The following is a 15,901-nucleotide window of genomic DNA, read 5'->3' as shown; positions in this document are numbered from 1 at the left end:
TGCAACAATTCGCGCCGAGCGCGGAGTGCCGCCTCGACCCAAAAATCAAACTGCAGACGCTCCCGTAGCGCGGTCAGATCATCCGCTGCTCGGTCCGCCAGGTGGTGATAGATTCAGAGAACTGCGTACGGACAGGAACGGGCAAACCGCAAACTCTCCCTTCGCATCAAAGGTGCCGATGTCGTAGGCGCTCGCATAGCGCCCGACCTTCACTCGCATCTCAACCGCGTTAAAGCGATCGGACGCGTCCGGCAGAATGACCTGGGAAACGATCGTCTTCGTAGCTTGGTCGACGACGAAGTAGGTGACGTTTTGGGTGGTCTCGCCTCGCGGCAACGATCCGGTCACCAGGATCTCGTTAGGGATGCCCGCAGAGAGAAGCCCCGCATACTTGGCAACGCCTAGCGCCGTTATCGGAGGTGCAATGGACGGAATGCTCTGGGAAATCGCCGACTTGTCGGCTCGACCTGACTTAACCATACGATACCACCCAACGTACGGACGAGGTCGACGCCCGGAGCACGTACGTCCGGAGATCGCCCTCGAACCAACTACAAAACAGTGATTCAACCTTGGGTAGTTGCTCGCTACACTCACTTAAGCCATCAGCAACGAGCCGACGACCACATTCCAAGATTGAACGTCATTCCAAATACCCCCGCCTGAAGCGCAGACGGACCGCGAAAAATTAATTATTCTTTAAAGCATAAGCAGATTTGGAAAAACAGCGCAAGAAAATTCAGAATCGAACACGACTTAAGTCAAATTATTTCCGGAACGAGTTCCATTAAGCAGCGAGTTGATGTCGCATCAAGGCGACAACCTGCTGAATTTGCTGCCCGAACATTTTCAGCTAAGTTGTTAGCGCTTTCAGTGAGGTCCGCTGATGGAACCAAAGATCCGCGCCACATCGCGCGTCCAGCAGATCAATTTCATCTAATTTGAGCTTCTCTCAATTGCTTGCAGCAACCAAAAAAGTTCGGCGGTGGTAGAAAACAAACGCATTTGCCTGAACATGATCGTCAAGAACGAGATGGCAAATCTCGAGCGCTGCCTGTCGGCGGTCGCTGATCACATCTCTTGCTGGGTCATTTGCGATACTGGCTCGTCCGACGGCACGCAGGACTTCATCAGAACATTCTTTGCCCGGCGCAATCTTCCGGGTGAACTCCATACGATTCCCTTCCACGATTTCGGGCAGGCCCGGAACGACGCGCTCGATCGTGCCTGCGCTTCAAAGCTCGATTTCGACTATGTCCTGTTCAACGACGCCGATATGGAGTTCATTGTCGACGACGCCGACTTTCGCAAAGCCCTTACCGGTCCCGGTTACCGCCTCTTGCAGCGCGCGTCGGGCGGGTTGAGCTATTGGAATACGCGATTGGTGCGGTGTGACAGCGGCTCGAGATACGTTGGTGTGACACACGAATATATCGACGTCCCCGGAGACGTCGTTGAACTGCGCGGCGCCTGGTATATCGATCACGCCAGCGGGGCGAACCGCGGAGATAAATCGGAGCGGGATATCCGACTGCTCAAAGCTGCGCTCGAGCGCGAGCCCGATAACGCCCGATACTGGTTTTATCTTGCGTGGTCGTATCGAGATGCCGGCCGGCATGCCGAAGCCGCTGCTACCTTTGCCAAGCGCGCGGATATGGAAGGCTGGGACGAAGAGGCGTGGATGGCACGGCTGCAGCACGCGCGCTCCCTGCGAGACCTAGGCGATGAAGACGGGTTCGTCGGCAAGGCGCTTGAAGCGTTCAAGCAACGGCCGGCACGCGCTGAGCCGCTCTACGATCTCGCACGATACTATCGGGAACGCGGAATGCATGCGACGAGCCTGCTTTTTTCCGAGCGTGGACTTTCGATATCGGCGCCTGAGAACGACATCCTTTTCATCGAAACCGATGTCTATCAGACCGGTCTACGCGAGGAATTTTCGATTGCTGCAAACTACAGCCAGGACACGGCTCGCTGGGACCGCGGGTTCTCGATCTGCAACGGGCTAGCCGTCAACCGGGCAATTCCGGACGGCCCGCGTGAGCTGGCTCGGACAAACCTGTTTTATTACCTGCAGCCAGCCCAAAAGCTCTTTGCATCGTTTTCCGCCCGGCCGGTGGATTACGATGTGCCTCAAGGCTATTGGCCGACCAATCCCTCCGTTTCGCGTCATGGGGATGACCTCTATCTCGTGCAGCGCGCGGTGAATTTTCTTCTGCGCGAGGACGGCACATATGAGACGGACAACGATGCGCCCATTCGGACGCGCAACTTCCTGCTACGGCTCAATACCGATCTTGGAGTTCAAACGGCGGCCGAGATCCTGCCGCCCGCCGATTTCCCAAAAGCCCAATTCGCAGAAGTGCAAGGGCTTGAGGATATCCGTCTGTTCAGTTGGAATGGCTCATTGTGGGGCAGCGCATGCGTGCGCGAGCTGAATGCTGAAGGTTGGTGCGAGCAGTTAATCGCCCGGATTGAACAGCAAAGCAGCTCCGAAATCCGGCTCACTGAGTGGCGCGTGCTTCGCCCTGAAGGTCCGCGACTGCACGAAAAGAACTGGATGCCACAGGCCAACGGCGCAAATCTGCGTTTCGTCTACTCGTGCGACCCGACCAGGATCGTAAACGACCGAGGCGACGTAATCTCAGACAGTGTTGCCAACTTCGCCGTCGAGCATTTCCGAGGCGGAACGCAACTCATTGAATTTGCCGATGGCTGGCTCGCGCTCGTTCATGAAGTTCAGTGGCAAACCGGTCGAAGGTTCTATCAGCATCGCTTTGTCTGGTTCGATCGCGATAATGGTCTGCGCCGGCTTAGTCGCCCGTTCTATTTTAAGGACAAAGGGGTCGAGTTCGCGGCTGGTCTGGCTTGGCATCCGGACAGCCGTCGCTTGCTCGTATCCTACGGGGTCGCCGACAGCGAGTCCTGGATCGCCTCGATAGATGCGGCCGAGATCCGCGCCGCGCTTGAGAGTGATCCGGTGTCGCCGGCCGAGGTTTCTGCTGCGCCGCCTCCCCTACCATTCGAGAACGCGCGCAAAAGCAAAGAGCAGGTAACTAAGGAGTTTGGATTGTCGCAACGAAACGGAAAGTCGATCGGCTTATGCATGATCGTCAAGAATGAGGCGGCGGTCATCCTCCGTTGCCTCGACAGCGTTCGACCGATGATCGACTATGTGCTGATCGAAGACACTGGATCAACCGACGGCACGCAGGCCGTCATACGACAGTGGCTCGACAAAAATGGACTGGCAGGCGAAGTCATCGACGAACCCTGGCGGGATTTCGCGTACAACCGATCGCATGCGCTCGCTTGCCTGCGCCGCAACCCGGACGTCGACTACGCCCTCATCATCGACGCCGACGACGTGCTCACCATCGAGCCGGGATTTGACGTCGCCGCCTTCAAGTCCGGCATGACCGCAGACCTCTATGACGTGACCATTAACCACAACGGCATCCGTCACTATCGACCGCACATATGCAGCAACAGAAAGGAATTCTATTTTCGGGGCGTCCTGCACGAGTTCGTGGAGGCGCCGGCCGACGCGCACGGTCGGGAGACCGCCTCCGGCTTTGCGATCCAGATCGGTGGCGGCGGCGCGCGCAGCCAAGATCCCAAGAAGTACCGTAAAGATGCTGCGCTGTTAGAGGGCGCGCTGCAGACCGAGACGGACGCGTTCCTCCGCTCTCGTTATACCTTCTACCTTGCTCAGAGCTATCGTGACAGCAATGAGCCCGAGAAAGCACTCAACTACTACCTGGCCCGAGCTGAAATGGGCTTTTGGCAAGAAGAGGTCTTCATTTCCCTTTATGGTGCGGCGCGGCTTAAGGAAGCTCTTGCCCATCCTGAAGAGGACGTCATTGCGGCTTATCAGCGAGCCAGCGACTCCCAGCCCGCGAGAGCTGAAGCGTTACACGGAGCTAGCCGTTATTGTCGTCTAAAGGGCCGCAACAAGCAGGGAGCTGACTTCGCTCGCCGTGGCATCGATTTGCCGATGCCTATTGGAGCGCTATTCGTCGAAGAATGGATTTATGAGTTCGGGCTCCTCGACGAATTCGCGGTCAATGCCTATTGGTCTGGCGATTATCAAGGCTGCATCGACGCCTGCTGTCGCATCCTTCAAATTCCATCAATCGATGAAGGTCTGAGGAAACGCGTAGAGGACAATCTGCGTTTTGCGAAGGACCGGATTTCCGAAAAGGTCAAGCCTGCGGATGTGCCTAGGCAGCCCGGCGCAGCGCGTTTTCTTCCCAGGGTGCTGATTGCAATTCTCGCAAAAAACAAGGCTGGCCATCTGCCATTGTTCCTGGAATGCATTGAGGCGCTCGACTATCCGCCGGATCGAATTGCGATTCACATCCGGACCAACAACAATCAAGACGACTCCGGCCAAATTCTCCGAGACTGGCTCAAACGTGTCGGACCGCGGTACTCGCACGTAGAGTTCGACGACAGCGACGTATCGGAACGCGTCCAGGACTTTGCCGACCATGAGTGGAATGCCACTCGCTTCTCCGTGCTGGGTCGAATTCGCCAGCACAGCATGAACCGGACTCTGGCTCTCGGATGCGACTACTATTTCGTGGTCGACGTCGACAACTATCTGCGCCCCCTCACCCTGCGATGCCTCGTAGATGTGAATCGTCCGATTGTGGCGCCGCTGCTCAAATGCGCCGACGCCGACCGACCGCTGTATTCGAACTACCACCAGAAGATCGACGCGAACGGGTATTTTCTGCCCAGCGAGGAATACAACAATATCCTCAGCCGCTCGTCGCCAGGGCTCCACGAGGTGCCGGTGGTCCATTGCACATATCTGGTTCGCGCAGACGCCATACCGCAACTGACCTACGATGATGGTTCGGGCCGCTATGAATATGTCGTATTTTCGCATAGCGCGCGTCGCGCTGGCATTTCGCAAACGTTGGACACTCGCGAAATTTATGGCTGGCTGACGTTCGCACCTGACGGAGAGGCAATTCGACCGCTCATTGCTGGAGATCTTGCCGGAAAATCGGCACAGGAAGCATCGAGGAAGGACACCGCTTCGACTGTTAGTGGAAAAAGAACGATACGGCTGAAGGAGTATCCTGCGAACGTATCCTTGTCTCATACGCCTTCAGATGAATACGTCGAGAGTCGCAAGGGTGCCCTTGTCCAGAAGCCATATATCCTGGAGACTGACGCCCTCGGCTTCATTCGCGGGTCACAGTCTCCGGCTACGGCGGCTCGAACTGTGATCGTTCTCGGCGACAGCGTGGTCGAGGGCATGTATCTCGACCCCGATGACCGGTTTTGCGCCAAGCTGGAGACGATTCTGCGCAATGAGAGTGCTCTAGATGTCATTGTAAGAAACGGTGGCTACAGCGGAGCGACAACCCTCCACATGCTGAATCTGTTTCTTAACAAGATCATGCCGCTCAAGCCCGACCTCGTCATTCTGATGACGGGAATTGTCGATGTTGACGTGGCGAGCCTGGAGGCCAGCTTCTGGAGCCGTGACTGTTGGCTCGAGCCGATCGTTGACCTCAACACGAGCAACTCGTGGCGGGACCGTAACCTGCTTCCTACTCCGAAGTTCGATGATCGTCGTCGGCTGCTAGATCTCTTCTCGCTTGCCGCTCGATCGTTTGGCATCGAGCTATGGTTCGCGACCATTCCCCATTTGCAAGGCGAAGGGGTCGATCCAACCGTGACCCGCACTCGCATATCCATCAACGAGACGACGCGCGTGGCCGCTCGGGCGGGAGGGCACACCTTGTGCGATTTGGAAGCGAAGCTGGCTAGCCGCGCCGATATTTATCAGGATGCCTTTCACCTAAATTCGGTCGGCGCCGAGGTCGTGGCTCGCTCGATCGTGGCAGATGGCTTGGGTTCGTTCTTGCTCGCGAAGGAAGCAAGCGTTCCTGGCCGCCCCACGGAGAAGGACAGGCAGTCAAAGGATGAGATTTGTGTACTCAACTTGGACCAAAGCACCGGTCGCTGGGACAAGTTCAGAACCCGCAACTCCCACTTGGGCAGATTTGAACGGGTCTCCGCGATTGACGGGAGCAAGCTAGATCGCTCGCAGCTCGAAAAACAGGGGCTAATAGCCCCCGGACTTGATTACAGTGCCGGAGCCTTGGGTTGCGCACTCTCTCACGTCCAACTTTGGCAAAGGGCGGCGTCCCAGGATCAACCTTTGACGGTTTTCGAGGACGATGCCCTTAGCCATCCCGCGTTCTATGAGCATCGATCAGCTGTATTGGAACAACTTCCCGCCGACTGGGATGTGATCTTATGGGGCTATGTTTACGATCCGCTGTTCCTTTGGATCGATCTCGGATTTTCAGCTGCGGAGTTTCGATTTTACGATCGAGCCGAACCTTTTGCCTGGAGCGATACCTCGGATGGCAGACCCATTTATCGCCCACACCGGCTCAGACACGCCTTCGGAACGCAGGCATACTCGATTAGCCCACGCGGAGCGAACCGCCTGCTCAGTGCGGTGTTGCCTCTCAAGAAGCAGCTCATATCGTTTCCTGGAACAGCGATCGTAATCGAGGATCAGGGGATCGATGGAGCGATGAACACTGCTTACCAAACTATGCGCAGTTTTGTTTGTGTGCCGCCCCTCGTCGTCCAGCGCGACGAAGGTATCAGCGACCGCTTGAACAGATAGGCGCAGATCCTGTCGATGCCGCTCGGCCATTGAGATAGGCTGAAAACACTTCCGTGTGGTGTCTCCAGAAACAAGGGGAACGACGTGAGGCTGCAAAATGTACCCCTGTTGGAAGTTCAAGCCCGATGGGGTTACAGCGAGTTGATGGATTCTCCGGCCGCCCGGCACTATTCGGATCTAGGGCATCTCGTCGCGAAGCGATCAACCGGGACCTCATTCGAGGAGCTCTCTGAGGCCGAGCAGTATGAACTCGCCTTTGGTACCGCGTGCGCTCGACCCGTCCTACTCGCGTTCCTGACCGGAGTGATTTCGTTTGACGTCGTTGGGGTCGGGCGAGCGAGATTGGGCTCGATGCTCGTGCCACCAAATGTCTGGTATCCCGAAAGCGAGGGGCGTTTCGTTTCGTTCGAGGAATATATGACAACGACCGGCGTCAATCTCGATGATCCTCGAAGCGTACTTCCCAAAGGAACGAGCTATGAATTTCCCGCAGATCCGATCACGTTCGGTCGCTCGTTCAGCTTTCCAATAATGATCGACGGCTTTCATCGCGCCGCCCGCTTCTGGAAGTACGGGCCACCGGACGGAGAGTTGCTCGCATACTTGCCTACAGGTCTGGTGGTAGAGGACTGAATTTTGCGCGTGGGTGATGTCTGCGTGTCGCAGTCGCCAAGCTGAGCTCTGAAAAGTAATACTTCCGCAGCGTCGGCTGCATGATGAAAAGTGCCGACGCGATCCGCGCGTCGCTCCACCCGAGCGCGACTAACAGATTGACGCGGTTCCGGCTTTGCTTCGTCGCGACATGCTCCGGCCGGCCACGCTATCCCAGTCGGACGGCACCGGATCGCCGAACAGGCCCAAAACTTCAGCCGTAGAAAAACCCGTCAATGTGAGACGGGCCGGTCCGCGGAGAGGAACCTGCGACGGAAATGCCCCTGTCCGCAATCCCAAACGCCGCGCGTGTGTAGGCTCGCTTGCTCTCGGCCTGCTTGACGCTGTCGTGGCACGCTTTGCATTCTGCAGATTGCCCTCGTCCCAGAACAGACGTTCATCGCCTCGATGTGGAATGACGTGGTCGCAGACCAGCAGCGCCGCATTCGGCTCAATGCTGCCGCATGCCCTGTGCTGGCAGGTGTAGAGATCACGCAGGAAGATGCGCAGGCGCAACGCCCGCCATCGCGCGAGTTTGTACCAGGCCATCCACGGTGGCTGCGACATCAGGAACCCACACAAAGAATATGCGTTGCCATTTTTTCCCGATAGGGTTGCCGAGTTGGATATCGGGTTTTGGGACGGCTATGGCGCTCGCCGCCTAGCCCGAAATGGTTTCAGCAGAAAGGAAACGTATTCTATGCCTGCATTTTACGGCGATAGCACGGATAACAGCGTGCTCTCTTCCGCTGGTTTCGACGCGCTCTATGGCGGTCAGGGCAATGACACGCTGGCAAGCAGCATTGCCGGCAACGACTATTGGGACGGCGGCCAGGGCAACGATTTCCTGAGGGCGGAATGGACCAGCCTGGCCTTTGGCGAAATGTATGGCGGCGGCGGCAATGATTGGATTCAGGGTGGCAATTCGGTCAACACGTCATTCGAGTATGGCGGCAATGGCGACGACTATATTCAGGATGGCGGCGCGCTGGCAACGCAGTCCCACTACATCGACGGTGGTGTCGGACGCGACGCGCTGTATGGCTCGGCCGGCGGCGATACGATTTATGGCGGCGATGGCAACGACAGCGGAGCGAACATCTTGGTGGCCTCCGGCGCCGCCATTGCGCCGGGCCTCTATGGCAACGGCGGCAACGACGTCCTGTCAGGTGGCAACGGCGATGACCTGCTCTTCGGTGGCGACGGCAATGACGTGCTGTTCGGAGGCGGCGGCAACGACACGTCGTACGGCGGCAACGGCAACGATACGCTGGTGGCAGACGACGGCGTCGATCTGCTCGAAGGCGACGCCGGCGACGACTGGATCTACATGGGCGCCGCCGACGGCGGCTCGGCGTACGGCGGAGGAGGTAATGATGTCATCGTCGCCAATGGCCGGGCAGTCGAGATCGGTGACGACGGCAACGACATCATGTACGGCGCCAATGGCAACGATTATTTCTATGGCGGCAATGGCGACGACGTCATGTATGGCGGCGACGGCGTCGACGTTCTGCTCGGCGGCGCCGGCAATGACTATTTCGACGGTGGCACCGGCGTGAACTACTATTTCGGCGGCGGCGGCAGCAACACGTTCGTCTCGCGCAGAGTGCCGGGCGTCGAGGTGGTTCAAGACTGGAACGCTGCTACGGATGTCGTTCAGTTCAACGGTAGCGGCTTCGGCTCGCTCAGCGATGTGCTGTCACACTCCTACCAGAACGGCGCGTACTTCGTCATTCAGGTCGACGGCGGCACCGCGGTCTGGCTGAACGGCGCGACCGCTGGCTCGGTCACTGCAGCGAATTTTAGCCTTCTGTCATAGTTGCGTTTTGGTCGAGCGGCGCAAAGGAAAGGCCGCCCGCGCGGATGCACAAGCGGCCCAAGTCTAGGGAGGAAACGCCCAAGGAGGGCGAGCCACAGCGCGAAGCGCTACCACGCGACCTATTTAGTAACGACAAAGCCCGGCGCAAGGCCGGGCTTTGTGAAGTTCGAAGCGCGCTGTCGCGCGGTCACCTGAATCAGGCTCTGCGCTTTTAGTCGAGCTGCCGCGAATGCCCTGCACCGCGAATTAGACGATCAGTTCGACTGCGTCTCGTCGACGACCTGCCATGCCTCGCGACCGGCGCCAGCAAACGCAGCCATCACCGCCAGGCCACGCAAGCCCGCGCATCGACCCGTTCTGCTGGCGCTCCCGACCAGGAGTGATTTGTTTGACGTCGTTTAAGGTCTGGCGAGCGAGATTGGCCTCGATGTTCGTGCCACCGACTGTGTCGCAACCCGAAAGCGAGGAGCGGTTCGTTTCGTTCGAGGAATTCCTGACAACGAGCAGCGTCAATCTCAACGCTCCTCGAAGCGTACTTCTCAAAGGAACCAGCTATGAATTTCCCACAGATCCGATCACGTTTGGTCGCTCGTTCAGCTTTCCGATATTGATCGACGGCTTTCACCGCGCTGCCCGCTTCTGGAAGTACGGTCCACCGGACGGAAAGTTGCTCGCTTACCTTCCGTCAGGTCTGGTGGTAGAGGACTGAATTTCGCTCGTCGGTGATATCTGCGTGTCGCAGTTGCCAAGTGATATTTCTCCACCCATTGAATGTCGACCAGATCAAGGGCGTGGTGGAGCGCCGGAGGGCCAAGACCAACAGGGGCACGGCCGAATTACTCGGCTAAATTTTCATTCTCGTGGCTTTCAACAGAACGCCGGTGACGCCTCTTGGCGATCAAACCAAGAAACACCAATACGACGCCAGCAGCGATCATGATAACCGGGCCGACCGTTTCCCAATCCGCAATCAGTGCCTTCACCGGTTTGCTCGTCAACCTTTGAGCGACCAACAGGGTTCTGCAGGGCTAACCAGTTTACTCCGACGAGACCGCAGCGGACGGCATGCGCAGGCAGGCTACCCCTTCAGGGCTACAGAAATATCGCGCGCCTGATGAGTGCGATCTCAGCCAGGATTTTGCACGCCCCTGGACTAGAGCTAGCGCCGTCCGCGCATTTTTTAAGCCGGCGGCGCTGCGCTGTGGGGAATCGCAAACCTGCCTAGGATACTTATCGGCCAGGGATGCCAATCACACGAAAGCGATGACGATCAGACCTTCCGTTATGCGTCGCTCGCCTCGGGCCTCGACATCGCGCGCAAGGCAGGAGATCGCTACCATACAGACCGCCCGGATCGAGACCACCACGGGCCACGTCCACCTCACCACCCTGCTCGCTCATGCCTCCCGGGGGCGCCAATGACACATTCTATCTAAGGTAGCGTATTGGCTGGCGAGCTTTTTAGTTGGCCTTGCCGTTAACGACCTTCGCCCTCGCCGCGCGATCGAGCTGTTTCTGCGTCCTCACCCAAAACAACCGACGCAATGCACGATCTATGGCAGCATCCAAGCGCTCCTCGACCGCGAGGTCGTCTATGGTCTTATCGGCGGCAAGAAACTCCGCGGCGGCCGGAAGATATCCATTGGGATCGGGGCGGCGCTCGCGGATACGAGGCATCAGAACGTTGTCGACTTCCTTTTTCAAAGCAATGATCCAGAGTTCCTTAGTCTCAAAGCTGTCTTCGCCCACGTTTGCGTTGAGATGGTCTCGGCATTCGGTTGACAAGAACGAAATTCCCAATCTCAAAAATCTCACGTCCGACGCGCGATGGAGGTTCGCGCTGAAGTGCAGCAGGCGCTCGTAGTCGTCGCGCGGATAGCTGCGCTTTTCTGCGAGAGTATCCTTTAAAACCTCGAGCTCATTCTCCAGGAGCAGTTGGGGCGGCCTTTCGTTGAATACCCGATTCTGCACCTTGTCGAGAGCGACTGCCGTATCCAGCTTCCGCTTTGCGCGTACGCGCAGCTTGCGCCATTGGCAGATTAAGATGGTTTCCGCACAATCAACTTCGATTGGGCCTTCGGGCGCCATTCTTGCCAGATCGCGCGGCGGAGTTCCTGGAATGCGTCCGGATCCTCCCATGGCAACAGTTCAACGGAAGAGTAAGCCCCATGCTTGAGTGCGTTCGGCTTGCGCAGGCGCCTCGCCGGCACGCTCTGATTGTTCTTCTTTTCGGGCAGCATCGCTCGGTATCCTCGGTCGACTTGAGAACATCGGGTGTCCGTTGCGATTCAATTTCCGGGAGCGATGTAACGCAGGGCGAGAATGGAACGCCAGAAGACAAACCCAACCGAATTCGTAGGATATTCGAGGTCAGATCGGCTAGAGGTCTTCCACAGCAATTTGCAATTCGAAAATTGCCGTCCCGGGATAATTAGGCTCAGCGATTTGCGTACAGGTACCAACCCTCGCGGAAATTCGAGTCCCGCTTGTCGATCAACTGCGAGACGTCGGAATATCAGTCCTGAGCTGTAACCCACACGGCACCCCTGCCCCGCTCTGACAGCCGCGCCTCCAAAAAGTCTAGCCTTTCCGTTCCTCGGGTTTTCGCTTTTGAAGGCGCACGCCCGGTCCGCCGCCGTTCTCGTCGATGAACTCGACCCCGCCAGCTTCTAATGCATGGCGCAACGCCTCGATCGTGCGCTCCTTTAATTCGTCTCCGCGCTCAAACCTAGCAACGGTATCGATCGACACCTTGGCCGCCGCGGCCAGTTCTCGAACGCCTAATCCCAGAGCAGCCCGGGCCATACGGCACTGAACAGGCAAAAAAATCATAACAGTGTACCGATTTCGGTTGCAATGTCTGTTTTCCTCTCTATCGTAACTATGTGCTGTTTTCGCATCAAAAACATGGTTATTCGATTTGGAGAAATGGACATGCAAGCTCGAATGGTACCTGATTCAGCAGATAGACGCAGTTTTATGGTACCTGATTCAGCAGATAGACGCAGTTTTATAGGTGGGTCTGACGCACGCACCATTATGGGCGATGATGAAGCCGCCCTGCTTCGGCTCTGGCATGAAAAGCGGGGCGAAGCCGAGCCGGCGGATTTTTCAGGCAACTTGATCGTACAACTCGGCACCGTAACTGAGCAGCTTAACCGGCACTGGTACGAGAAGAATACCGGCCAAGTCGTAACTCAGGTGCAGCGGCGGGTCTTTCATCCGGTCAAGCGCTGGATGGCGGCAACCCTCGACGGCATGGTGGAGGGCACCGGCGCGGTATTCGAGGCGAAGTTCATGCTGCCATGGTCGTTCTCGGAAGAAACGGCCGCTGAAAAACACATGGCCCAACTGCAGCACAACATGTGGGTCACGGCTTCGAGGACCGCAGTGCTCTCGATCATCACCGGCGGCGGCAAATGGGTAGAGATCACCATTCCGGCCGATCCGCTGTACCAGCACTTGCTGCTGACGGCGGAAAAGAAATTCTGGCGCTGCGTCGAGACTGGCGAGACCCCTCAGCTGTTCGGCATTGAACCCCCGCGACCTCGGATTGAGGCGGTTCGAACCGTCGATATGAGCGCCTCCAATGCCTGGGCGGAATTTGCCGGGGTCTTTCATCGGACGCGCTCCGCCCATCTCGAGCACGATGCCGCAAAGTCTGAGCTGAAGAAGTTGATCCCAGAAGACGCCAAGGAAGCGAGCGGTCATGGACTGAGGGCTACGCGCTCGAAATCCGGTTCAATCAGTTTTCATGTTGTGGACTGAGGGGGCGGCCATGCAACAGTCTAGCGAAACGATCGGCGCAATCGCCAGCGCATTGGCCAAGGCTCAGCTGGAGCTTTCCAATCCTGAAAAGGCGCTCACTGCGACCATCCCTGCAGTCTTTCCGCGCGAAGAGGCTCGCAGCTTCAGATACGCTTCATTAGCAAGTGGATTGGATTTGGTCCGCAAGTGCTTGGGCAGCCATGAGATTGCAACAGTTCAATCGACAGGTATCGACCAAGCGACGGGCCTTGTTCGTTTGACAACGGTCCTCGCACACTCGTCCGGAGAATGGATGTCTTCGGAGTGGCCAGTATGTGCTGTCAGTGAAATCAATGCTCCACACCGGATGGGAACTGCCCTCACTTATGCCCGGCGATACGCTCTCTTTGCCCTTGTGGGTATCGCGGGCGAGGACGACTTGGATGCGCCGGACGCCACATCGGCCCCGCCGCCCCCCGAATTTCGGGCCGGCAGTCGGCCCGACGTCAAAGGAAACAAAGGTGCTGCGCAGCGGCCTCCGCTGCTCAGCCTGGATCAATCAGCCCAACTGAGGGAGCAGATGTTGGCGGAGCTCGACTGCTTAACGAGTGAGAACGACCTTCTCGCCTGGGCCCAAGTCGGACTGCCGAGGAAGAACACCCTTTTGGTGGCAGATGCCCGCGCCCTTGAGTCTGCCTACCTCGAGAAGCTGGCGGCCGTACAGCAGGTGCTTCCTGACACAAGCGATAGCTTAAAACCGGATGCGTCCGTCGAGGACACCCCAAGCGATGCGACGGCTAATCTCGCATTTCCCAAAGAACCCGTGCGCAAGCGCAGCAAGGCCCACCTGCTGTTTGTCCGGGAACAGCCTTGCCTCGTTTGCCGGCAAAGTCCGTGCGATGCTCACCATTTGAAGTTCGCTCAACCTAGGGCTCTCGGCCGCAAGGTCAGCGACGAGTTCACCGTTCCGTTGTGCCGCGCCCATCACCACGAGCTGCATCGACAGGGCAATGAAAGGGCCTGGTGGGCGGACTTGAAGATCGAGCCGTTGCGGGTGGCGCACGAGTTGTGGACAGCAAGTCCGATCCACATCCCACCAGTCGCCGCCGTCTTCAACGCGGCCGTTTCCTCTGTGAGGTCGGACGGTCCCCCACGATGAACGGACCACTCCAAATCGCGCGGCGGGCACCCACTGCATCAGCCTATCGCGGTTCTGACTTCTTGCCGACGATCCACCTCACGATTGGCCACCCCACCAGGAAAGCTGATGCGACGACGCCGGCCATTCTTATGACCAGGGTGCCGTAATCCTGATCGAGGAAGAATGGACGTCGGTCATAGAAGATGAACACGAGTATGACGCTGAGCGCGCAGCAAAGGGCCGTTAGTAACCGAGAGACTTGTCCTTCCAGATTGCTGAGGCGCTCATCGAGTTTGTCGTTATCCACCGTTCACCCCCGTTGGTTCGGGTTTCTTCGGCTTCCATGCCGAGCCGCTCCAGACGCCCGACATTTTGGTCCGTCGATGAGATGGTCTGCCAGCGGAAAATCGCTACTTTTTCCGACCCCGTGATCCTACGGGTTGGCCATGCCACTACATGGCGAGATCATCGGTCGATTCGCACGTTCAAGACAGTCACTACCTTTGGCTCACATCCCGCCGGAAGTCGCCCGCCCGTTTGCGGTGGACAGCAGGCCCATTGCGCCGAGCAGAATGATATCCGCTGCGACCGGCTAGCGGCCGGCACAAGCTTCGGCTGAGTGATCTGAATGGAGTTGTTCGAGCTATTGCAGTGAGAGCAACAGACCGCGAGTCGACGCGCACTTTCCTGCCTGCCTGGGTTGGGATACGCTACCCGCTTATTTTATGGGAATTTCAATGAACCGCTCAGTAGAGTTCGTGAAAATCCATCGGATTGAGCAGAGCAGTCCCGTGCAAGATCTCTCTCCGCGACCAGAGTTGCGGGCGCTAACGGGACTTCGCGGGTTAGCAGCGACGGCGGTTGCCGTTGCACATTTTCAGAACGCCATTCCCGCCTACTCCGGCACCCCGTTCATGTGGCACAATGCCGTCGACCTGTTCTTTTGCCTTAGCGGCTTCACCCTATCCTACGTCTACAACCGGGAGACGTTCCAGTTTTCGAGCTACCTGACGGCTCGCGTCGCTCGAATTTACCCGTTGTATCTCGTCTGCTTGATCGCAGCCGGCTCTCTCTACGTCTGGCCCAGTGTGGTCAATCCGATCAGCTACCCCGTCCGCACCGCGGTCTCAGATTTCGCATTGCAGCTCGCCATGTTGAATGCGTGGCCTGTGGTCGGCTCCGGCGCCATTGGGACAGCCCGGCGTGGTCCCTATCCGTCGAATGGTTTTGCTACGTGCTGTTGTTCCCCATTCTCCTCTTCCAAAAAGCGTCGCCGTCAACATCGACCAGGGTGCTCTGCATCGCTGTAACGACAGTCGCTTCCTTCTTCTTGTTTACATTTTTCTATGATGATCTCCTGGTCACACCGCAGCTCCACCTGCCAAAGAGCCAGTGGAGTGACTGGGTAGCCTTGGCTCGTGGGGTGTTGGGCTTCATCGCCGGGTGGGCTGCATTCGCAAGCTTTCAGAAGCGCGACGGGCTTTACCTGGCCTGCACAAGATTTTCGACATTGATCTGGTGCGGAGTCGCTCTCATTGTGCTGCTGGCGTACTGCAGACTGACCAATCCACATGCGCTGATAGTCGTCTATCCCTTCGTCGTACTTGCAGCAACGGACCCGACTTCGATCACGTCGCGGTTGCTGGGCTCGAAACCGCTGCATTTCCTCGGCGTGATTTCGTACTCGATCTATATGACCCACTTCGTCGTTTTCCTCGCCGCCGTGGACTTGTTCGGTCCATCAGCCAGCTGGCCGCTCGCCGTTTATGTCATGCTGGCTGCGGCGACGGCTGCCGTGTCGGTCGGCACCTACTTTGCGATCGAAATGCCGGCGCGCAAGGCCATTCGTGGCATTCAGCGTTCCGCCCTCTGACGT

The 15,901-nt window shown here is 57.7% G+C and carries 14 protein-coding genes; 8 read left to right on the top strand and 6 right to left on the bottom strand.

All coding sequences use genetic code 11. The features are described from left to right. Positions 1-78 precede the first annotated feature (78 nt). Positions 79-480: a hypothetical protein gene (locus HAP54_RS32035; RefSeq protein ID WP_166294237.1), complete on the bottom strand. Its 402-nt coding sequence runs from the start codon at positions 478-480 to the stop codon at positions 79-81. 535 nt (positions 481-1,015) lie between these two features. On the opposite strand from HAP54_RS32035, the gene HAP54_RS32030 reads away from it, so the two are divergent. The 4 genes from HAP54_RS32030 (at position 1,016) to HAP54_RS32015 (ending at position 9,846) form a co-directional block, all read left to right on the top strand. After that, a complete protein-coding gene (locus HAP54_RS32030; protein ID WP_175619252.1) occupies positions 1,016-6,664 on the top strand; it encodes a glycosyltransferase in 5,649 nt (1,882 codons plus the stop codon). Positions 6,665-6,748: 84 nt separating this feature from the next. Next, complete coding sequence (locus tag HAP54_RS32025) at positions 6,749-7,297, top strand: hypothetical protein (RefSeq protein ID WP_176422191.1); 549 nt, start codon at positions 6,749-6,751, stop codon at positions 7,295-7,297. A 520-nt stretch (positions 7,298-7,817) separates the two neighbouring features. Continuing rightward, entirely contained in the window at positions 7,818-9,137 is a 1,320-nt protein-coding gene (locus HAP54_RS32020) for a calcium-binding protein (RefSeq protein ID WP_166294232.1), read from the top strand. A gap of 427 nt (positions 9,138-9,564) precedes the next feature. Then, on the top strand, positions 9,565-9,846 hold the full coding sequence (locus HAP54_RS32015; protein ID WP_166294230.1) for a hypothetical protein: 282 nt from the start codon (positions 9,565-9,567) through the stop codon (positions 9,844-9,846). A 127-nt stretch (positions 9,847-9,973) separates the two neighbouring features. Here HAP54_RS32015 and HAP54_RS32010 read toward each other — a convergent pair whose 3' ends face one another. The 4 genes from HAP54_RS32010 to HAP54_RS31995 all read right to left on the bottom strand — a co-directional run bounded on the left by HAP54_RS32010 (position 9,974) and on the right by HAP54_RS31995 (position 11,969). Then, a complete protein-coding gene (locus HAP54_RS32010) occupies positions 9,974-10,120 on the bottom strand; it encodes a hypothetical protein (RefSeq protein ID WP_156929193.1) in 147 nt (48 codons plus the stop codon). Positions 10,121-10,598: 478 nt separating this feature from the next. Continuing rightward, positions 10,599-11,225, bottom strand: coding sequence for a hypothetical protein (locus HAP54_RS32005; RefSeq protein ID WP_166294228.1), 627 nt, complete (start codon positions 11,223-11,225; stop codon positions 10,599-10,601). Then, positions 11,177-11,377 (bottom strand): hypothetical protein, encoded by a 201-nt coding sequence (locus tag HAP54_RS32000; protein ID WP_166294227.1) that lies wholly within the window; start codon positions 11,375-11,377, stop codon positions 11,177-11,179. The genes HAP54_RS32005 and HAP54_RS32000 overlap by 49 nt, the downstream gene beginning before the upstream one ends. Positions 11,378-11,717: 340 nt before the next feature. After that, on the bottom strand, positions 11,718-11,969 hold the full coding sequence (locus HAP54_RS31995) for a helix-turn-helix domain-containing protein (RefSeq protein ID WP_224741691.1): 252 nt from the start codon (positions 11,967-11,969) through the stop codon (positions 11,718-11,720). A gap of 147 nt (positions 11,970-12,116) precedes the next feature. On the opposite strand from HAP54_RS31995, the gene HAP54_RS31990 reads away from it, so the two are divergent. Beyond that, complete coding sequence (locus tag HAP54_RS31990; RefSeq protein WP_166306579.1) at positions 12,117-12,905, top strand: YqaJ viral recombinase family protein; 789 nt, start codon at positions 12,117-12,119, stop codon at positions 12,903-12,905. A 10-nt stretch (positions 12,906-12,915) separates the two neighbouring features. Next, on the top strand, positions 12,916-14,043 hold the full coding sequence (locus HAP54_RS31985; RefSeq protein ID WP_166294225.1) for an ERF family protein: 1,128 nt from the start codon (positions 12,916-12,918) through the stop codon (positions 14,041-14,043). Positions 14,044-14,086: 43 nt separating this feature from the next. Here the strand turns inward: HAP54_RS31985 and HAP54_RS31980 are convergent, their stop codons facing one another. Next, the gene (locus HAP54_RS31980; protein WP_166294224.1) at positions 14,087-14,332 is read right to left on the bottom strand and encodes a hypothetical protein; all 246 of its coding nucleotides are present in this window, start codon (positions 14,330-14,332) and stop codon (positions 14,087-14,089) included. A 418-nt stretch (positions 14,333-14,750) separates the two neighbouring features. Between HAP54_RS31980 and HAP54_RS52610 the strand changes: the two genes are divergently transcribed. Together HAP54_RS52610 and HAP54_RS31975 are read left to right on the top strand one after the other, a co-directional pair. After that, positions 14,751-15,335 (top strand): acyltransferase family protein, encoded by a 585-nt coding sequence (locus HAP54_RS52610; RefSeq protein ID WP_414646155.1) that lies wholly within the window; start codon positions 14,751-14,753, stop codon positions 15,333-15,335. After that, positions 15,260-15,898: an acyltransferase family protein gene (locus HAP54_RS31975; protein ID WP_166293414.1), complete on the top strand. Its 639-nt coding sequence runs from the start codon at positions 15,260-15,262 to the stop codon at positions 15,896-15,898. Before HAP54_RS52610 ends, HAP54_RS31975 begins: the two co-directional genes overlap by 76 nt. The last annotated feature ends 3 nt before the right edge of the window (positions 15,899-15,901 follow it).

The organism is Bradyrhizobium sp. 2S1 (genome assembly GCF_011516625.5).
Taxonomy (GTDB): domain Bacteria; phylum Pseudomonadota; class Alphaproteobacteria; order Rhizobiales; family Xanthobacteraceae; genus Bradyrhizobium; species Bradyrhizobium septentrionale.
The sequence above is the reverse complement of the archived record's forward strand: the minus strand, read 5'-3'. Positions and strand labels throughout refer to the sequence as shown.